The 19,815-nt window shown below is 55.8% G+C and carries 17 protein-coding genes and 1 pseudogene; 9 read left to right on the top strand and 9 right to left on the bottom strand.

Features of this window, described 5'->3' with window-relative positions:
- The first annotated feature begins 26 nt into the window (after positions 1–26).
- Positions 27–488: a tRNA (cytidine(34)-2'-O)-methyltransferase gene (locus HMPREF9241_RS03850; protein WP_006680966.1), complete on the top strand. Its 462-nt coding sequence runs from the start codon at positions 27–29 to the stop codon at positions 486–488.
- Between the two features lie 93 nt (positions 489–581).
- Here HMPREF9241_RS03850 and HMPREF9241_RS03845 read toward each other — a convergent pair whose 3' ends face one another.
- Positions 582–1,082, bottom strand: a complete 501-nt coding sequence (locus tag HMPREF9241_RS03845) for a hypothetical protein (RefSeq protein ID WP_050998804.1) — start codon at positions 1,080–1,082, stop codon at positions 582–584.
- 175 nt (positions 1,083–1,257) lie between these two features.
- Between HMPREF9241_RS03845 and HMPREF9241_RS03840 the strand changes: the two are divergent.
- A pseudogene (locus HMPREF9241_RS03840) lies at positions 1,258–1,656 on the top strand (FAD-dependent oxidoreductase); the annotation flags it as partial.
- A 181-nt stretch (positions 1,657–1,837) separates the two neighbouring features.
- A complete protein-coding gene (gene sucB, locus HMPREF9241_RS03835) occupies positions 1,838–3,613 on the top strand; it encodes a 2-oxoglutarate dehydrogenase, E2 component, dihydrolipoamide succinyltransferase (RefSeq protein ID WP_006680963.1) in 1,776 nt (591 codons plus the stop codon).
- A 98-nt stretch (positions 3,614–3,711) separates the two neighbouring features.
- Here sucB and HMPREF9241_RS03830 read toward each other — a convergent pair whose 3' ends face one another.
- Positions 3,712–5,103 carry a protein kinase domain-containing protein gene (locus tag HMPREF9241_RS03830; protein ID WP_083856940.1) on the bottom strand — a complete coding sequence of 464 codons (1,392 nt, stop codon included), beginning with the start codon at positions 5,101–5,103 and terminating at the stop codon, positions 3,712–3,714.
- A gap of 112 nt (positions 5,104–5,215) precedes the next feature.
- On the opposite strand from HMPREF9241_RS03830, the gene HMPREF9241_RS03825 reads away from it, so the two are divergent.
- The 4 genes from HMPREF9241_RS03825 to HMPREF9241_RS03810 all read left to right on the top strand — a co-directional run bounded on the left by HMPREF9241_RS03825 (position 5,216) and on the right by HMPREF9241_RS03810 (position 8,670).
- Positions 5,216–5,908 carry a DUF4191 domain-containing protein gene (locus HMPREF9241_RS03825; protein ID WP_006680961.1) on the top strand — a complete coding sequence of 231 codons (693 nt, stop codon included), beginning with the start codon at positions 5,216–5,218 and terminating at the stop codon, positions 5,906–5,908.
- A gap of 95 nt (positions 5,909–6,003) precedes the next feature.
- Entirely contained in the window at positions 6,004–6,933 is a 930-nt protein-coding gene (locus tag HMPREF9241_RS03820) for an ABC transporter substrate-binding protein (protein ID WP_006680960.1), read from the top strand.
- Positions 6,934–6,997: 64 nt separating this feature from the next.
- A complete protein-coding gene (locus HMPREF9241_RS03815) occupies positions 6,998–7,900 on the top strand; it encodes an amino acid ABC transporter permease (RefSeq protein WP_006680959.1) in 903 nt (300 codons plus the stop codon).
- Between the two features lie 14 nt (positions 7,901–7,914).
- Positions 7,915–8,670: an amino acid ABC transporter ATP-binding protein gene (locus HMPREF9241_RS03810; protein ID WP_040318535.1), complete on the top strand. Its 756-nt coding sequence runs from the start codon at positions 7,915–7,917 to the stop codon at positions 8,668–8,670.
- A gap of 122 nt (positions 8,671–8,792) precedes the next feature.
- Here the strand turns inward: HMPREF9241_RS03810 and HMPREF9241_RS03805 are convergent, their stop codons facing one another.
- Complete coding sequence (locus HMPREF9241_RS03805; protein WP_040318534.1) at positions 8,793–10,403, bottom strand: ABC-F family ATP-binding cassette domain-containing protein; 1,611 nt, start codon at positions 10,401–10,403, stop codon at positions 8,793–8,795.
- 168 nt (positions 10,404–10,571) lie between these two features.
- Between HMPREF9241_RS03805 and HMPREF9241_RS03800 the strand changes: the two genes are divergently transcribed.
- Together HMPREF9241_RS03800 and tgt are read left to right on the top strand one after the other, a co-directional pair.
- Positions 10,572–11,195, top strand: coding sequence for a queuosine precursor transporter (locus HMPREF9241_RS03800; RefSeq protein WP_103633762.1), 624 nt, complete (start codon positions 10,572–10,574; stop codon positions 11,193–11,195).
- A complete protein-coding gene (tgt, locus tag HMPREF9241_RS03795; RefSeq protein ID WP_006680955.1) occupies positions 11,192–12,514 on the top strand; it encodes a tRNA guanosine(34) transglycosylase Tgt in 1,323 nt (440 codons plus the stop codon). The genes HMPREF9241_RS03800 and tgt overlap by 4 nt, the downstream gene beginning before the upstream one ends.
- Before the next feature lie 204 nt (positions 12,515–12,718).
- Here the strand turns inward: tgt and HMPREF9241_RS03790 are convergent, their stop codons facing one another.
- From HMPREF9241_RS03790 to HMPREF9241_RS03765, 6 genes are all read right to left on the bottom strand, one after another.
- Positions 12,719–14,437 (bottom strand): amino acid ABC transporter ATP-binding/permease protein, encoded by a 1,719-nt coding sequence (locus HMPREF9241_RS03790; RefSeq protein ID WP_006680954.1) that lies wholly within the window; start codon positions 14,435–14,437, stop codon positions 12,719–12,721.
- Positions 14,437–16,104 (bottom strand): ABC transporter ATP-binding protein/permease, encoded by a 1,668-nt coding sequence (locus HMPREF9241_RS03785; protein ID WP_006680953.1) that lies wholly within the window; start codon positions 16,102–16,104, stop codon positions 14,437–14,439. Before HMPREF9241_RS03785 ends, HMPREF9241_RS03790 begins: the two co-directional genes overlap by 1 nt.
- Positions 16,105–16,150: 46 nt before the next feature.
- Positions 16,151–17,218, bottom strand: coding sequence for a hypothetical protein (locus HMPREF9241_RS03780; protein ID WP_006680952.1), 1,068 nt, complete (start codon positions 17,216–17,218; stop codon positions 16,151–16,153).
- A 414-nt stretch (positions 17,219–17,632) separates the two neighbouring features.
- Positions 17,633–18,058 (bottom strand): metal-sulfur cluster assembly factor, encoded by a 426-nt coding sequence (locus HMPREF9241_RS03775; protein WP_006680950.1) that lies wholly within the window; start codon positions 18,056–18,058, stop codon positions 17,633–17,635.
- Entirely contained in the window at positions 18,055–18,522 is a 468-nt protein-coding gene (gene sufU, locus HMPREF9241_RS03770; RefSeq protein WP_006680949.1) for a Fe-S cluster assembly sulfur transfer protein SufU, read from the bottom strand. Before sufU ends, HMPREF9241_RS03775 begins: the two co-directional genes overlap by 4 nt.
- Positions 18,522–19,814 carry a SufS family cysteine desulfurase gene (locus HMPREF9241_RS03765; protein ID WP_006680948.1) on the bottom strand — a complete coding sequence of 431 codons (1,293 nt, stop codon included), beginning with the start codon at positions 19,812–19,814 and terminating at the stop codon, positions 18,522–18,524. Before HMPREF9241_RS03765 ends, sufU begins: the two co-directional genes overlap by 1 nt.
- Position 19,815: the final 1 nt, after the last annotated feature.

Raw genomic sequence — 19,815 nt, 5'->3', positions numbered from 1 at the left:
ACCAACAATGGTGGCAAAATAAACGAGTGCTTCACATCCTCTTCTTCGAACCCGAAATTCCCGGAAATTCAGGCGCAGCAATCCGCCTCTCCGCATGCACCGGATCAATGCTCCACCTGATCGAACCGCTGGGATTCGATATGTCCGACACAAAACTCAAGCGCGCAGGCTTGGATTACCACGATCTCGCGCACGTGAAAGTACACCCAAACCTTGATGATGCACTCGCGGAGGTTCCCGGACGCATCTGGGCATTCACAGGACGAGCCTCAACAATGTACGCCGACGTTTCCTATCGGGACGGCGACGGACTCCTCTTCGGCCGAGAATCCGTCGGCCTTTCCGAAGACGCAATGAATCACCCCCGCATCGAAGATCGCGTCCGCATTCACATGCAACCGGGACTCCGCTCTCTCAACCTGGCCAACTCAGCATCGATTGTTCTGTACGAAGCGTGGCGCCAACTCGGTTTCCCAGGAGGAATCTAAAACGACCTCCACACGATATTCCGCTTCACAAAGCACAATCGGCCTCCTCCCCCGTACGTTGGGGCGAGGCTGAAATTTTCACCACCGCTATTTTTACGAACGAGGCCGCTCAACCCGCTCAGCCAACTCCACAATCCGACGCGGATTCGACCTCCACATCCACCCCGTACCAATCATGGAAATAATGAGTGGCAGATAGTAAAAGTCCGCACCCCACCGGCTCCACGCCGAACGAGCCACAATCAGATCGGGCACATCAAAGCCTGCAATACCGATAATGATCGGCGCCGCAATGCTAATACCGATGCTGTAGCCGGCAATAATGCGCATTCTCCTGCCATTGTGCGTCAAGCCCGCCGCACCAACGAAATACACGATTCCCGCAATCAACGCGACAATTTGAGGACCCCACGGGAGGGTGTTCTGGTGATGGAATAGATCAACGATCGCTGTCACTGACACCCAAGCCCCAAGCGCCCAGAACATAGCCATAACAAGACGACCAAGGCCAAGCGCTCGCGGGCGCCTATCTTTCACACTCTTGCCATTGCCGGAAACGTCGGCACCCTCAGAAAGCTGCGGGGATTCATTCATAGGTTGATCATACGTTGCGCCCACCATCATCCTCACTTCGCACGAATGTTCGGTGTGGCCGGTTCCACCTCATCTCATCCGTCTGCGCGCGGACATCATTGCCCGCAAGTGGGACAATAGGCCTAGATGGTTCACAATACTGTTAGCAGAAAACACGACGTAAGGAGTCTCAGACGTGAGCGAACCAGAATACGACATCGTCGTACTGGGCGCCGGATCCGGTGGATACGCCACCGCTTTACGTGCTTCCCAACTGGGAATGAAAGCTGCCTTGATCGATGGAGACAAGGTTGGTGGCACCTGCCTCCACCGCGGTTACATCCCCACGAAGGCTTCTCTGCACGCAGCTCAAACCGCTGACGCTGCCTGCGAATCCGAAACATTCGCCATTCGTTCCACCTTCGAAGGCATCGACATGGCGATAGCCGGTACCTACCGCGATTCAGTCATCACCAAGCTTGACAAGGGCCTTCAGGGGCTGTTGTCCTCGCACAACGTCAAGGTCGTCAAGGGCTGGGGTCGCCTGACTGGTGCCAACACCCTCACCGTTGACGGACGCGACATCACCGCCCGCTACAGAACCGTCGAATACAACCTTGCGGGCAACAGAAAGTCTAATATCCTGAATACCCAAGGCTTCATCAAGCTCGTGAGCGTTGAAAATGGACCGATCGTCGGTTTCCACGGAAATGGCTCTCGCCGGTAAACCCCTGCACGCCCACAACTAGCACACCCGTCTTTCAAGGAGAACATCCATGGCAACCGCAGTAACAATGCCCGCCCTAGGCGAATCCGTCACTGAAGGCACCGTCACCACCTGGCTGAAGAACGTCGGTGACACGATCGCAGCTGACGAACCCATCGTCGAGGTCTCGACCGACAAGGTCGACTCCGAAGTTCCATCCCCCGTGGCGGGTGTGCTGCTCGAGATCCTCGTCCCCGAGGACGAAACCGTCGAGGTCGGCACTACGATCGCAATGATCGGTGACGCATCCGAGGCCACTTCCGCTCCAGCACCTGTAGCCGAAGCTCCCACAGCGCCAGCACCCGTTGCCGAAGCGCCTGTAGCTCCTGCGCCTGCATCACCCATCGCTTCTGCTCCCGCTTCCGGCACCGAGGTCCTCATGCCCGCCCTAGGCGAGTCCGTGACCGAAGGTACCGTCACCACGTGGCTGAAGTCCGTTGGCGACGCCGTTGAAGCTGACGAGCCTCTGCTCGAGGTTTCCACCGACAAGGTCGACTCCGAAGTTCCATCCCCCGCAGCCGGTTTCCTCGCTGAAATCCGCGTCGAGGAAGACCAGACCGTTTCAGTTGGCACCGTTGTCGCCGTCATTTCGTCTGAGGCTCCGGGCGCAGCTCCTGCAGCTCCTGTAGCTCCGGCAGCAGCCACTCCGGCTCCGGTTGCCCCGGCAGCGCCTGTTGCTCCTGTAGCCCCGGCAGCAGCCACTCCGGCTCCGGTTGCCCCGGCAATGCCTGTTGCTCCTGCAGCCCCGACTCCGGTCCCGGCAACCCTCGATCAACTGAGCAATGCTGTTGAAACCGCCGCCCCGACCGGAACCCCGGTCGCATCGCAGACTCCGGCAGCAGTGGCAAACACCGGCTACGTAACCCCGATCGTTCGCAAGCTTGCTCGCGAGGCCAACATTGATCTTGCAACGATCACCGGCACCGGCGTTGGTGGCCGTATCCGTCGCGAAGACATCGAGAATGCTGTTGCAGCCCGCGAAGCTGCCAAGGCTCCTGTTGCCCCGGCACCCGTAGCTTCGGCTCCGACTGCTTCAGCTCCGGTTGCACAGAAGCGTGAACCGTCACCACTACGTGGCACGACCGAGAAGATGTCGCGTCTGCGTCTCACGATCGCTCGTCGCATGATGGAGTCCCTGCAGAACTCTGCTCAGCTGACGACCGTGGTCGAGGTTGACGTCACCAAGGTTGCAGCTCTGCGTGCACGCTCGAAGGATGCCTTCATCGCCAAGCACAACACCAAGCTGACCTTCCTGCCCTTCTTCGTGAAGGCCGCAACCGAGGCTCTTCAGTTCCACCCGAAGATCAACGCAACCATTGATGACAACAAGGTCACCTACTTCGACCATGAGCACATCGGTATTGCAGTTGATACCCCGCGTGGCCTGCTGGTTCCGGTGATCAAGGATGCGGGCACCAAGGACATCCCGGGTATCGCAGCTTCGATCAACGATCTTGCCGCTCGTACCCGCGACGCCAAGGTTGGTCCGGAAGAACTCACCGGTTCCACCTTCACGATCACGAACACCGGTTCCGGTGGCGCACTGTTCGATACTCCGGTTCTGAACTCGCCCGAGACCGCAATCATGGGTGTTGGCACGATCGTGAAGCGTCCGATGGTTGTCAAGGCAGCCGACGGTTCCGAGTCCGTTGCGATCCGCTCGATGGTGTACTTGTCGCTGTCGTACGATCACCGCCTGGTTGACGGTGGCGACGCGGCTCGTTACCTCATGGAGGTCAAGAAGCGCCTTGAAGAAGCAAACTTCGACGCTGACCTTGCTCTCTGAGTAGAACCAATCTGGCAAAGTAATCTGCCGATCTGACGTTCAGGCACCCCCAGTTCGTGCCGGGAAACCGGTGGGAACTGGGGGTTTACCAGATCCGCCTAAGGGTCTTGCTGAGCGGTTCGTGAAACTCGTCCCGTCAGACGCATAAAAGTCATCACTACGTCTTGTGAGCTACTAGCAGGAAGAGTCACACACTTTGCCCCTTCGCAGCGTTGGTATTCACTTTGTGTCACCGTTGCTTCGATTGTGAGCTCCGTGTCCGAACAGTGTGGTTGGTTGACCACGTGCGATTCGGATTCCAGATGTTTAACGAACGCATCAAAGCGGCGAAGGGTTGCAATCTTTTCAGCTTCGGCTCGAAGAGCATCCCCTTCCATAAAATTGTCCAGGTCAGCGATATTACGATCCATCACTGCTTGATCTCGCGCATGCATAAAAGTGGAGACGATGTCGTTCGCCTGGCTGACGTCGGGGCAGCCATCGATTGCGAAGTCGTCGATCGAAGCAACCTGATTGCGACCAAATGGTTGGATTCCTTGTCCCAGGTCCATTCCCTTCATCGGATCTGCCGGCTTAGTTTCTTCTTGAGTCTCTCCCGATTGCCTATTTTCACTCAGTGGCGCAGATTGCGTGGCATCTGGATGTCGAGATCGTTCAATACCCCCACTCGAGGGCACCGACTGCGCCTTAATTCCGCCCGTTGTGAAGGACGCGTTTGATAGTGTGGGCGGCCTCGTCATTCCATAGATGACGCTAAGGAGAACGATGATGATCCCCGCCAGCGCACCGCGTCGCCACCCCTGAGTCGCTGGCAATCCCCGTGGATGTTTATCGAGAAGGTGTTCCTTTCGCCACGTGACTACATCGTTCCTCTGAGACGGATTATCACAGCGTGAATCAGCTGTCTGTTGTAGCGGGCGTTGCTCGACGCGCGTGGGGTTAAGTCCGAGTGGATCAATATTCAATGCGCATGCGATGGCTTCAACTCCGGCATCGTCACTGCGCTGGTCCTTTGTTGCAGACAGAGAAAAACCGGGGGTTCCTTCACCGGCCTGCGCGGGAATGGCAATATCAATCAGCGTCGCATGAAAATCACTGCTGACAACAATGTTTGATGGCGCAATATCGGTATGGATAATTCCCCTATCATGTAGCGCACAAACGCCAGCACGCACATCGGCGACGATACGTCGGCGCTGGTTGTCGTTCAGTTGCTGACCGCTATCGAGTAGCGCCTGCAAGGTTTGCCCGGCGTACCGACGCTGAGAAAGACTCACGCGACCATCCGGCTGGGACGATATTTCCACCAGCTCTGCCACATTCGGGTGCACGAGGCCACGCCATGCAATCCAACGCTGCATCTGATCACGCGCGATATCAGAGCTATATACGCTGATCAACAGTGCTTCATTGTCACGAGTGACCTCCCACAGCGGACCGTTGGAGGTCATAAATGCAATCGTTCCAAGGCGATCTGAATGCATAGTCATAGCCGCATTGTGCGGTCCAGATTTCTTGAAAGCGACCGGCCTTGCCTAAGCTTGTGGATAACTGCGATCCCATGCATTGGAATATCGCCATTACAGGTAGAATAGGTTCGCTATGAGTGAGAACACTGCCCCCAAGAAGCGTCGCTGGTACCACAACCTCGCGGACGCATACCGTATTACAAAGCGCTCCTATCCGTGGATCGGATGGGCACTTGCCGGAGCATGGATCCTAACGATCTGTCTTGCACTGGCGATCGCCGCCCTGATGCACGCGAACTACATTGTCTGGGCAATTCTGGGCGTTTTGGTAGGTAGCACGATCGCGATGTCACTGCTGTCGTTCTTGGTGCGTCGTGCTCTATACGATCAGATCGATGGCACTGTCGGCTCTGTCTACGCTGTTTTGTCGCAGATCAAGTCCGGTTGGATCATTCCCGAACAGCCGATTAACGTCACGCGCGAGCAGGATGTTATCTGGCGAATTATCGGTCGCGCCGGTGTTGTTCTTATTTCCGAAGGTCCTTCCAGCCACGTTCAGCCACTTCTTTCAGCTGAGCGTAAGAAGGTTCAACGCGTTGTGAAGAACGTTCCTGTTCACGTTATCCAGACTGGCCACGATGAAGGCCAGCTGGAACTTGCGAAGCTGCAGGGCAAGTTGCGTGGTTTCAAGAAGATTCTGACGAAGGAAGAGGTTCCTGCCGTTTCGAATCGTTTGAATGCGTTGCAGTCCAATGCTCTGCCGATTCCCAAGGGAATTGATCCGATGAAGGCTCGCCCGAACCGCAGGGCGATGCGCGGCCGCTGAGAGTTTCGACTCAAATACCGAGACACCCCTATGCATAATATGCATAGGGGTGCATACTTATATGCGTAGAGAGAAAATCTCCGAAAGGTACTCCCATGCGCAAGCTTCCTGCAGCACTCCTCCTGACTGCTACCGCATCGATGGCACTCGCCGCATGCTCCGACCCGTCAACCTCTTCGACTTCTCAGTCCGCTGAGGGGGCAGTATCGGCCACCGCGATTGAATCATTCGACACCTCGTCGATCGAAACCGTCGATGAAATCGCCGCTCTGGTCCCCGTCGCAGTCAAGGAACGAAATATCCTACGTAACGGCACATCCGCTGACTACGCCCCCGCCGAGTTCCGCGCTGAAGACGGTCAGACCCCCGTTGGCTACGACATTGATATCGTCAAGGCTCTGGCAAAGGTGATGGGTCTTGAAGAAGGCACCACGACTCACGCAGAGTTTCCGACCATCATCCCGGGTCTCGGTTCCAAGTTTGATATCGGCGCTTCTTCCTTCACCATCACCGAAGAGCGTCTTGCTCAGACCAACATGATCTCCTACGTCGAGGTCGGCTCCGCATACGCTGTCGCTCAAGGCAACCCGAAGAACTTCGATCCCGCCAACGCTTGCGGCACCACAATCGGCGTTCAGAACGGCACGTACCAGCAGGAATACGCTGAGCATCTGTCCGAAGAATGCGTTGCTGGTGGCAACGAAGCAATCAAGATTATGCCCCTCGACCTTCAGACCGACATTGCAACCAAGGTCATCGGCGGCCAGTACGACGCCACTCTGGCTGACTCCACCGTAATCGGCTACACGGTTGAACTCTCCGGTGGCAAGCTCGAGCAGGTTGGTGACGTCATCGAGGCCGAGCCTCAGGGTATTGCTGTCGCCAAGAACGACACTGAACTGGCCAACGCAATCCAAAAGGCCATGCAGTACCTAATGGATAACGGCTACCTGACCAAGATTCTCGCAGTCTACGGCGCCGAGGATGCCGGTCTCACCACGGCCGAACTGAACCCCGGCCTCTGATTTGAACTCAACGTATGGGGCTCGCACCATATGGCGCGAGCCCCATACTGAGCAAGGTAAACATATGGCACACGTTAAAGACGGCATCACCCTCATTGATGCAAAACCGGTACCGCGGCCCGGACGGTGGATCAGCGCAGTGATCGTTGCGATCTTTGCTCTGCTCCTCGCCACGGGTTTCATTACCAATGACAACTACCAGTGGGATGTCGTTGGCAAATGGCTTTTCTCGAAGACGATCGTTTCAGGCGTTGTATACACGTTGATTCTGACTGTCATCGCGATGACAATTGGCACGATCCTCGCCATCACGTTTGCGATTATGCGCCAGTCGATTAACCCGGTTCTACGCTGGGTTGCCACAGCCTATATTTGGTTCTTTAGAGGTACCCCGATCTACACGCAGTTGATCTTCTGGTCACTGCTACCCACGCTGTACCCGCAGATTGAGCTTGGCATTCCGTTTGCTCCACCGTTCGTTTCCTTCGACACGGCAACGTACTTCACACCGTTCTGGATGGCGTTCATCGGTCTGGGACTCAACGAAGGCGCTTACCTTGCTGAGATTATTCGCGCCGGCTTACTGTCTGTTGATAAGGGTCAGTGGGAGGCTGCCACCGCTCTTGGTATGCCTCGTTCGATGATTTTCCGTCGCATTATTTTGCCCCAGGCGATGCGCGTGATTGTCCCGCCGATCGGCAACGAAACGATTTCCATGTTGAAGACGACATCGCTTGTTTCGGCGATTCCGTTCACGTTGGAACTGACGTTCGTTGCATCGACAAAGGGCCAGTCCCTGTTCCAGCCGGTTCCGCTGTTGATTGCGGCTGCTCTTTGGTACCTGTTCATCACGAGCATTTTGATGTGGATCCAGGCACACATTGAACGTTACTTCGGTAAGGGCTTTGATCGTCGCGATAACGCGACCGCTTCAACCTCGACTCAATTCTTGGATGTGACACCGTGAAATCTTCAACTCCTATGGTGAGCGTCAAAGGCGTCCACAAGTTCTTTGGTGACCTTCACGTGCTCAAGGGCATTGATCTTGAGATCGCGTCCGGCGAGGTGTGCGTAATTCTGGGTCCGTCGGGTTCAGGGAAGTCGACGTTGCTCCGTTGCCTGAATCAGCTCGAAGAGATTAGTGCTGGTGAAGTGAGCGTTGATGGCGAGCTTCTCGGATACCGCAGGGACGATGCTGGCCAGTTGCACGAGCTGGCTGACAAGGTCATCGCCGCCCAGCGTTCGCGCATTGGCATGGTATTCCAGCGTTTCAACCTGTTCCCGCATAAGACTGCGTTGGAAAACGTCATGGAAGCACCGATCCATGTTGCGAAGGTGGATAAGGCAACGGCGAAACAGCGTGCGCTTGAACTGCTTGAACGCGTCGGATTGTCGGATCGTGCGGATCACTATCCCTCGGAGCTTTCCGGTGGTCAACAGCAGCGTGTGGCGATTGCTCGCGCTCTGGCGATGGATCCGGAGATCATGCTTTTCGACGAACCAACATCGGCGCTTGACCCCGAACTGGTGGGCGAAGTTCTGCAGGTCATGAAGGATCTTGCACAGTCGGGCATGACGATGGCTGTAGTTACGCACGAAATTGGTTTCGCACGTGAGGTCGCTGACACGGTTGTCTTCATGGATGAGGGAGTTATCGTCGAGGCTGGTAGCCCCGCTGACGTGATCGACAATCCGCAAGAACAGCGAACAAAGGAATTCTTCTCGAAGGTGCTCTGACACGGTGTACGAGGCTCCTGCTTCACACACGATCCTGAGATGGGTGTGGGCCCAGCGAAATCGCTGGGCCCACACCCATATGTGCTACGCAGGGCAGTCAGCCAGCGCGTAGCAATGTCAGATCAGGTGAGGGTGACGAGATCAAGGTAAGAGTCATCCCAGAGATCCTCGTCCCCATCCGGGAGTAACAGAACACGATCGGGATTCAACGCGGTGACAGCGCCCGGGTCGTGTGTCACCAGAACGACCGCACCTTCATACGTGTCGAGTGCATTCAAGACCTCTTCGCGAGACGCAGGGTCGAGGTTATTCGTCGGCTCGTCAAGGAGAAGGACATTCGCGCCGGAAACAACGAGTGTTGCCAGAGCGAGACGGGTCTTCTCACCACCGGATAAAACGGACGTCGGCTTGTCTGCATCGTCACCCGAGAAGAGGAAGTGACCAAGGACGTTGCGGACGTGAGTATCGTCAAGGTTCGGCGCAGCATCAACCATGTTCTGGAAAACAGTCTTGGAATTATCCAAGGTTTCATGTTCCTGCGCGTAGTAGCCGAGTTTCAACCCGTGCCCCGCAACAATCGCGCCACAATCAGGTTCACTGATGCCACCGAGGATTCGTAGCAGGGTGGTCTTACCGGCACCGTTTAAACCGAGGACAACAACCTTTGCTCCCTTATCGATTGCAAGATCAACACCGGTAAACACTTCCAACGATCCAAAGGACTTCGACAGGCCTTCGCCAGTCAGCGGGACTCGGCCACATGGAAGAGGCTCTGGAAAACGTAGACGCGCCACCTTTTCCTGAACTTCCTCGCTACCCGCCTGAGCAAAAAGCTCTTCAGCGCGTCGTAGCATCTGTTGAGCTGCCACTGCCTTTGTGGCCTTCGCACGCATTTTTTCGCCCTGGGCCTTCAGCTGTTCAGCCTTCTTCAAAGCGGTTGCGCGTTCCTTGCGACGACGGCGTTCGTCTTCTTCGCGTTGCTTCAGGTAGGCATCCCAGCCCAGGTGATAGATATCGACCTCGGCACGGTTCGCATCCAAGTAGAAGACCTGGTTGACGGTCTCCCCCAGCAACTTTACGTCGTGGGAAATCATCATGACGCCACCGGGGAATGTCTTGATCCAGTCACGCAACCACATGATCGAATCGTGATCCAAGTGGTTTGTGGGCTCGTCAAGGAGAAGCACGTCAGCTCCGGAGAATAGGACGCGTGCGAGTTCAACACGTCGGCGCTGACCGCCAGATAGAGTGTCGAGGCTCTGTTCAAGGACACGATCTTCGAGGCCCAGTGAGTGGGCAATCTGTGCCGCTTCAGCGTTCGCGGCCCAGCCGCCCTCGTTCGTGAATGCCTGATCGAGTCGCACGTAGCGCTCCATCGCTTTCACTTGGCGATTGCCCTCAGTCGTTGACATCTCGTGTTCGGCTTTACGGATCTTTGCGATGATCTGGTCGATTCCACGCACCGAGATAATGCGTTCGCGAGCAGTGAGGGACTGATCACCGATGTGAGTGTCCTGAGCGAGGTACCCGATCTTTCCGTTGTTCGTAATCGTGCCGGAGTACTCAGCAGCACCATGATCTGATTCGCCGGCAAGAAGACGCATGGTCGTCGTCTTTCCCGCACCATTGCGACCGACAAGACCGATACGCATTCCCTTATCGATCCTGAAGGACACGTTCTTCACAAGGTCTCTTGGCCCAATGCTGAGGGAGAAGTCTTGTACGTTGATCACCCGACAATTTTAGTGGTTGTGGGCAGGTACACCCTACTCAAATAAGGTGATACGCCCTACGGGCAGGCACAATTGAAGGCGTACATCTGAAACAGAGGTAGGGGTATTTCATTGACTTCGCCAGAAGAATCAGCACGCACACCAAAGATCTTCGACATTATTGCCGTGATGTTTGTGGCTTTCCTTCTCATTTCGAATATTGCGGGCACCAAGGTCACGGCGCTTGATGCGGGACCGATCCATCTTGTTTTCGACGGTGGAGCAATCCTTTTCCCGCTGACCTATGTTCTGGGCGATGTCTTGTCCGAGGTCTACGGTTTCCGTCGTGCTCGTCGCGTCATCGTCCTCGGATTCGTCGCATCAGTACTGGCCTCACTCACCTTCCTCCTTGTTCAGGTCGCACCGGTTGGCCCCGGCTACGATAATCAGGCTGCGTTCGAAGCGGTCCTTGGATTCGTGCCTCGTATCGTGGCCGCCTCGATCATCGGCTACCTAGCAGGCCAACTGATCAACGCGCTGGTCCTCGTGAAAATTCGCGAACGCTGGGGTGCGGATCACCTGTGGGCACGCCTCGTCGGTTCCACCGTCGTCGGCGAGCTTTTCGACACCGTCCTCTTCTGCACGATCGCCTTCATCGGTGTCATTCCAGGGGCCGAATTCGCAAATTACATCATCACCGGATACGTCTACAAGGTGGGCGTTGAAATCGTCCTCCTGCCCATTACTTACCGTGTCATTGCCTTCGTCCGTAATCGCGAAGGTCTAACGTCGAACGAGGTTCTTGCCGCATGAGTGAACAATGGCTTGCTGCTCCCCCATCCGATGAACGCCCTCTGGGGGCTAAACCCGGTTCACCGGACCGTGGCTTCGATGTGGGGTCGCGTCTGGAAAGTGGACGCGGTCTCGGGCGTACTGGAATCCTGCACACCGCCCACGGCGATATTCGCACCCCCGCGTTCATTCCCGTCGGAACGAAAGCGAATGTAAAAGCGCTCGTCCCCGAGATGGTCGCGGACTTGGGTGCCCAGGCGGTACTCGCGAACGCTTACCACCTGTATTTACAGCCCGGCTCTGACCTCGTTGACGAGGCCGGCGGACTCGGCGAATTCATGAACTGGCCAGGACCCACCTACACGGACTCCGGCGGCTTCCAGGTTCTTTCGCTGGGTGCTGGTTTCAAGAAGGTGCTCTCCCAAGAGTTTTCCGGTGCAGCCGACCCGAACGACCCGAAGCTCCACATGCAGGCCGTGAAAGCATCCACTGCAGTCGTGGACGATGACGGTGTCGTGTTCAGCTCGCACATCGACGGTACGAAGCACCGCTTCACCGCTGAAGTATCGATGAACATTCAGCATCAGTTGGGCTCAGACATCATGTTTGCTTTCGATGAGCTGACCAGCCTGCTCCACCCGCGTTCCTACCAGGAAACGTCGCTGGAGCGCACGCATCAGTGGGCGAGGCGCTGCCTGCGCGAACACGCACGCCTGACCAAAGTGCGTGCAAACAAGCCGTATCAGCAGCTCTGGGGCGTCATCCAGGGCGCTCAGTACGAGGATCTGCGTAGGCTCGCAGCCCGCACAATGAACGATATGGATGAAGACGGCACGCGTTTCGATGGTTTCGGAATCGGTGGTGCCCTAGAGAAGGAAAACCTCGGCACGATTGTGTCGTGGGTCAGCGAAGAACTCGACGAGGATCGTCCGCGTCACCTGCTGGGTATATCCGAACCTGACGATTTCTTCCGAGGTGTTGAGGCGGGCGCCGATACGTTTGACTGCGTGAATCCATCGCGCGTTGCCCGTAACGCTGCCATCTACTCCCCCAATGGGCGTTTCAACATTACGAATGCTCGATTCAAGAGGGATTTCAACCCGATGGTCGAAGGTTGTGGCTGCTACACGTGCACGCACTACAGTGCCGCCTACGTTCATCACCTGTTCAAGGCACACGAAATCCTTGCCTCTACCCTGGCTACGATCCACAACGAGTGGTTCACCGTCCGACTGGTTGATGCGATTCGTGATTCCATCGACAACGGTAACTTTGAAGTCTTCCGCGCAGATATGTTGGGTAAATACGCAGGGGGGTCAACGAGGGTGGTGCACTCATGAGTTTCAACGAACAAGTACGGTCGGATTCTGGTCGTCTCAGGTCCCGTGGTGGGCGCTGAGTAGCCGATATCGGTGCGATCCATTGGTTTGGTGTTGGACGCAGTCTGAACCGAGCAACTGAGTGCCCGCCAGACCGTCTGATCCCCTTCCTCAGTGCACCAAAGCCGGTACTCATACGTGAGTGCCGGCTTCATGCTTCCTCAACTAGACGTTCCTCGTGAAGAACTCTTCAAGGGAGCTCCCTTCGGAGCGGATCGTTGATGGGCTTCCGACGCCGACAATCCGACCGCGGTCAAGAAGCACGATCTGATCTGCGCCATCGATCAGGTCAAGACGATGCGTTACTTCGATGATCGTCATATCCAAGGTGTCAAGGTTGTGACGAATCCGGGCTTCCAACTCAGAGTTCAGCTGTGCGGTTGCTTCATCGAGGATCAGAATCTTCGGGTTCATCACCAGTGCGCGTGCAAGACTAAGACGCTGGACTTGGCCACCGGACAGAGCGCTACCTCCCTGAGCGACGCGCGTATGAAGCCCCTGTGGCATCGCTCGTACTTCATCAGCAACGCATGCACATTCAAGAGCACGCCAAACCTGTTCATCACTGGCGTTCGGCGCACCCAGAGCGACATTGTCGCGAATAGTCGTGTTGAGCAATTGGTTCTTCTGCGAAACAGCGACCACGCTGTGTCTCAAACTATCCAAAGTGAACGTTGAAACATCGATGCCGTCGATCAGAACGCGCCCCGAATCGGGGTTGTCGTAGCGTAACACCATTGTCATTACCGTTGATTTTCCAGACCCTGATGGTCCAGCCAATACAACGTGTCCGCCACTTTTGACCGAAATAGTGACATCTTTCAGAGCAGGGGCGCTCACTGACGGGTATGTGTAAGTAACGTTCTCGAAAGTGAGCGTCGGAGCATGGTCAAGGGTGAGTTCCTCATCGCCGTCATCCACATTCGCGGGCGCATGGCATATTTCCCAGAGACGGCGCGCAGCAGAAAGTGAATGATCCAGATATCCGGTCGCATCTTCAACGCCACGAGGCCCTTCAAAAAGACGTAGCGTTCCAGCGGTCAGAATCGCGACGATGACGGGAGAATAGCCGGCATTCATTGCTGACCAGGCGATTGCGAGAGTACTGATAAGTGTGAGTGCAGCATTCAACGCGCGACGCAACGCATTAGCGCGTTTGGCAACACTCGCCGACGATGAGATACGAAAGCCGATAGCGTCCATCTCTTCAAGGCGTTCATTCACACGCCCATATCCCACTACCTCTTCAGCGCCAAAGACAGAATCCGTGACGTGCTGAGCCAGGTGCCGGCGAAGTTCAAGTGTGTGTTTGGTTGCCTCGAGTGAGCTCCTTGCCCCCAGGAACGGGACAACCGCAAGAGCAATCAGGAGGCACAGTGCCGGAACAGCGACGATCTGCCATCCCCAAACAATGCCAGCACCGATAAGAAATACGGGCGGAACGATAATGGCTGAAACGACCGGCGCGAACGTGTGAGCATACACGACTTCAATCCGGTCAACGTCGCGCGTCAGTGACGCTAGGACATCGCCACTCTTCGAACGCAACACAATCCCGGGGGCCTTTGGCCACAGTCGCGAAAACACCATCGTGCGCAGTAGTTCCAGCGCCTTGAAAGCGACGTAATGACCGGTGAATTGCTCGCAGTAGTAGGCGCTAGCTTTGATCAGGGCAACAACGACTAGCCAGAACAGGATCGTGGCACATTTTCCATTTCCCGCCACCACTGCGACGAGTCCCCCTGCCCCCAGGGCAAAGAGCACAATATCCATTGACAGATTGACGAGGCGGAAAAGGGTGCTGACATAGAGGGGCTTGTGGACGTCTCGCGTATGCGAAGTCAGCCATTTCACCAGCTGAAGAACGCTCGGCTGTGATTCCATCAGAGAACCTCCTGGCCAATTGTGTGTTCGTTTGCATTCACGCGGTGCAGTTCCCCTTGGCGCATCTCATACACTAAGTCAGCAAGTGCAAGCAGAGCCTTACGGTGTGTCACCACCACAATCGTCCACTCTCGTCCAAGTTCAGAAATCGCTCGAATAATCTTCTTCTCGGATTCAATATCAACCTGAGACGTGGGCTCATCGAGAAGCAGAATTGTGCGTCCGGATAAAAGAGCCCGAGCAATCGAGATTCGTTGCGCTTGCCCACCAGAGATCAGCCCACCCTGCTCTCCAATCTGGGTATGAAGGCCTTCGGGCATCCGCTCAATCTCATCAGCTACCTGCGCTTGTTTCAAGGCCTGCCACATCTCTTCTTCGCTGGCATGGGGGCGTGCAAGACGTAAGTTGTCAGCGATCGAACCGGTGAAAAGCCAGGTTGATTGCGCAACCGAGGCGCTTAAAGCGTGCGCCTGATCGATCGACAGAGATGCCAAAGAGTTGCCCGAAACAGCAACGGAGCCGGACTGGGGTCTCAAGTCACCGCGTAGCAGGCGAAGAAGAGTAGTCTTGCCCCCGCCCGAACGACCGATGATTGCCACGCGATGACCAGCTGGGACCTTCAAAGAGACCTCGTGCAACACTTCACCGCGACCATAGTCGTAGGAAACAGCATCAACACTGATCGATCCGTCGTTCGCGATCGAAGCGTGGCTGACGACATGGGAGGCGCGGTCATGGGTCGCTTTGTAACGCCCGATTGCTTTCTGCGATGCAATACCGCCCATTCCGATGTAGAAGAAGCCGGCGACCTGCACCAAGGGTTCGACGAGCAGTACGGTCAGAAGCATCGTTGCGATCGCTTGTCCGAGGTCGACAGCACCCGCATTAAATCGTGCGATTGTCAGTGCAGTCGTGGCACAGATCAGGATCAGCGAGAACAACCCGTCTAGAACAATGATGACGATCTGGTTTCCTGCCAGCAATTTCATGATTGCGCTTCGGTTTTTCTCGCCCTGAACGCGCAGATCCTCTTCAATTCGTGGGCCAGCCCCGAACAGACGAATAGTGATGAGATTTCGGATCGCATCAAGATAACGGCCAGCCAGTTGGCCTCGTTGCTTTCGCGAATCCGATGAACGCTGACGGAAAAGCTTCTGGAAGCCACCAAGCAGCAAAGGAATCAGCGGGCAAAGCATCATGATTCCCAGCCCCAGAACCCAGTCAAAAGCAACGGCGACAAATCCGAGAGTGAGGAACGGCGCCACAATCGTCGCGATCGTCGGGCCCAAGTAGACCTGGCGAAATTCAGTGACACGTTCCGTATTGTCGGTTGCCAGCTGAACAACATGCGCTTGATCAGATGCTTCTTCACTGGTTGAGCTGAACACACGCATCAGAAGATCGCGACGAATACGTTTTTCTTCCGCACGGGCGACCTTGCCACCATATACGATTTCAACGCCGGCGAAGGTCGCAACGAAAAGACAGGCGATGATCGGAATAAGAAGCGAAATAGTACGACCGCCAGTCGCATAGTTCCCAATTTGGATTCCAAGCCACACAAGGACGACTCCGAACGCAATCAGATATCCCAATCGCAAGGCGGCGACAATAATCGAATCACGGCGTCCACGGTCGGTGATGACCGAGTTTTTTATCTGTTTCATTTCATCAATCCGATATGAGGCTCAGGAAATAACGACTCAACGGCTGTTATTCTCCGACGACGACCATGACCGAGTGCGGGGCAAGAGCAACGTGCCCCGTGCACGTATTACCACTGATGACATCTAATCCATGAACGTTGGAGAGTTCTGCCATCGTGCTACCGTGATTCACAATAAACGTCATGTGAGCGCGTTGGACGACTTCGATACCGCGCGGGAATTGTAGGTTCGTTGGCCGGATACGCGCATGAACGCTGATGAGTCTGAGCAGTGTTGCTCGGGTGAATGCATCAAGATCAGCGCCGACAAGCCACACGTTTCCGCCCGCTTCCCCGTGTGCGTTTGCGACGGCACGTTTGGTGATGATCGGGCGACCATCAAGCTCACTGAGTGGATCATCAACGCTCGCTAACGTGGTGGTCGAGTCACCCGGGGTGAAGACACGTGCCCAGTTTGCTGCGCGCAATGCTGGCCGAGGCTCATTCATCAGTTGACGTGTTCGTTCAAGGCTCGGATCAGTCGCGGTAAGTTTCAGGGGAGCAGTCGAAGTCTTCAGATGCGTTCCGGCATGCTTGAGTGATGGTTCTGTGAGGCGACCGACGAGGTGCCACGTTGCATCATTGGCTTCGTCGAGCCCCTGAAGGTGAGACTCCCCCTCGAACTGAACTCCGGCGGTCTTCACGAAAGCGGAATCTGAAGGTTGCGTGGTTGAAGGAGCAATAAGGAGGACCTGGTTGCCGCTTTCTGCTAGGTGCTCGATCGTGCTGTGAGGCAAGGTGTTCGTCTGATTCGCGTCGATGATGATAAGAGATTCGAAGATCGCCTGGTCGATATCGGTGAGCACGCGAACGCCGTACCCTTGCTCCCATGCGGTTCTCTGCCACGTAGAAAAATTCGTGAAGGCTGGGCGTCTGTCGTATGAGTCAGAGTCAACCAGAATCGCGATTTGAGTTGTGGGCGGGACATCATCGACAGCGGACAGGTAGTCAACCAGATGTGACAGGGGTTCTTCCTCAATGTCGATGCTGGAACGAACAGCTGAAGAAGTCGCTCCCGATGCAAACATCTGAACAATGTCAAAAGTGCGGGCGACTAATGTGGTATTGGCTCCCATTCGTCGCCTCCCCTGTTGATTCATACAGTCAAGTTTTGATGACTTAACTATATTGACCGATCGCGATATTTCCTGAGGTCATCCTACGCGGTTGTGAATAACGAGGATGCCTTGAACCACTCCATGACCGTCGTATCCAACTGCGTGTTCGGCCCCGGTGTACACACGAGTGTGCCCCTCGTGCGCGAATAATTATCGCACGAGGGGCACACCCAGCCTCATCTGACCTGTGGGATGACCAGACATACTAGACGGTCGCTGAATGATGCTCTGCTTTCGTAGCCTGAGCGCCACGCCTCCGGAAAGAAGCAGAAGCGAACCTGCCATGATCCCTGCCATCCCTTAATCGGCGTGTCCTCAACCGTGCCGGCGTCGCGAGTCCACCACTGATCACGCTCAGACGTTGAAACCAGCTCAGACGTTGAAACCAATTGCGCGGAGTTGCTCACGACCATCCGGAGTAATACGATCCGGCCCCCACGGTGGCATCCACACCCAAGAAATAGTCACTTCAGGCGTCAATGCGGAAAGAACGGACTGTGCCTGACGCTCGATGACATCCGTCAGCGGGCAGGCAGCAGAGGTCAGTGTCATATCGAGAACAACTGTGTCGTTCTCAGCAATGTTCACGCCGTAGACCAGTCCAAGGTCAACGATGTTAATGCCAAGTTCAGGATCGATGACGTCTTTGAGTGCTTCGAGGATATCTTCACCCTTCAAAGAACCGTTTTCAACGATGTCTGTGCCGTCAATCTGGCGAACATTCTCAGACTGTTCGTGTGCCGGTGGTGCGCCGAAACGCTGCTCCACAGGCTCCGGAGCTGCCATGGGGTTATTCATTTATTACCTCCTGCGATGTCGGTTCCGAGCTGTGCAAGCGCGTCACGCAAGGCATACCAGCCGAGCAGTGCACACTTCACGCGATTGGCAAACTGAGAAGTGGATTCAAGAGCCGCTGCATCCCCCAAAGCATCAAGGACTTCGTCGGGCACTCCCCTGTTCCTCGAATGCATCATCGATTCCATGGACGCATATGCTATGCGTGCTTCCTCAATCGAGTGGTTCGCGACCAGGTCGTTCAGCATGGACAGAGATGCTTGAGAAATCGAGCAACCATCGCCATCCCACACAAGCTTTTCAATCGAGCCGTCGTTAGCGAGAGTAACGCCAAGGGTTACTTCGTCGCCGCACGTGGGGTTTACTTGGTGCGACGAGGCCGCAACCTCTTCCACATCGCCTCGGCCGTGTTTGGCGCGGGCATGATCCAAGATGACCTGCTGATAGAGCTGATCCAAGCTTGACATCAGAATCCTCCGAAAAACTCTCTCACGCGTCCAAGGGATGCGACCAGACGATCGATTTCTTCTTCAGTCGTCGACACTGCAACGGATGCTCGTGCGGACGATCGAACAGAGAAGAACGTATGAAGTGGGATCGCGCAATGATGACCGACACGAATCGCGATATCATCAGCATCCAAAATCTGACCGACATCGTGCGGATGGACACCATCGACTGCGAATGCCACGACGCCCACACGATCCACATCGGTTGTTGGGCCAAGGACTTTCACACCGTCGAGTGAGGCAACCCCATCAAGCAGACGCTGCGTTAGGGCTTTCTCATGGGCGTGTACGCGATCCATACCAATAGCGCTCAGGTATTCAAGCGCAGCCGTCCAACCTGCGATTTGAGCTACGGGCTGAGATCCCGCTTCAAACCGTTCGGGAGCGGGCATGTACGTCGATTCCTCCATCGTCACGTATTCGATCATTGATCCGCCGGTCAAAACCGGAGGCATCATGTCGAGGAGTTCCCGCCTGCCCCACAACGCACCGACGCCGGTAGGACCAAGCATCTTGTGCGATGACATGACAGCAAAATCCACGTCCATGGCACGAACATCAATCGCCATATGCGCGCTCGACTGACAGGTATCAGCCAAAACAAGAGCTCCGACACTGCGTGCCTTTGCGACAATCGCATCGACGGGAGAGATCGCGCCCGTCACGTTCGACACGTGAGTGAAAGCAACCAGCTTAGTGTTGGGCGTAATGACGTCGAGTGTCTCAAGGTCAATGCGACCGTCAGGAGTCAGATCCAGCCATTTGAGTTCAGCGCCGGTTCGTGCGCACAATTCCTGCCACGGAACGAGGTTCGCATGGTGTTCTGAGCGAGTGGTGACGATCGTGTCTCCTGGCCCAATTCTCAGTGGAGTCGAAGCCGTGCCTCCACGGCCAACAGACGCATGACCGATAGACAGAGCAACAAGGTTGATGGCTTCGGTCGCGTTCTTGGTCCACACGATCTCATCGCTGCGCCCACCGATAAACGAGGCGAGCGCACTACGTCCGTCTTCGAACGCGCTGGTCGCTTCGTCCCCCAAAATATGGGTTCCGCGGTGAACAGCAGCATTCGAACGACGGTAGAAATTCGCTTCCGCATCAATGACGCTGGCAGGCTTTTGAGACGTTGCAGAGGCATCAAGGTACGCGATCGGCTTCCCTCCGCGCCCCAGTCGAGCGAGAATCGGGAAATCCGAACGGATAGCTTCGAGCTCTACAGCGCTAAAGTCTGCTCCGAGAAGCGAATTCATG

The organism is Schaalia turicensis ACS-279-V-Col4 (genome assembly GCF_000296505.1).
Classification (GTDB): domain Bacteria; phylum Actinomycetota; class Actinomycetes; order Actinomycetales; family Actinomycetaceae; genus Pauljensenia; species Pauljensenia turicensis_A.
This window is presented reverse-complemented; position numbering and strand designations above follow the sequence as displayed.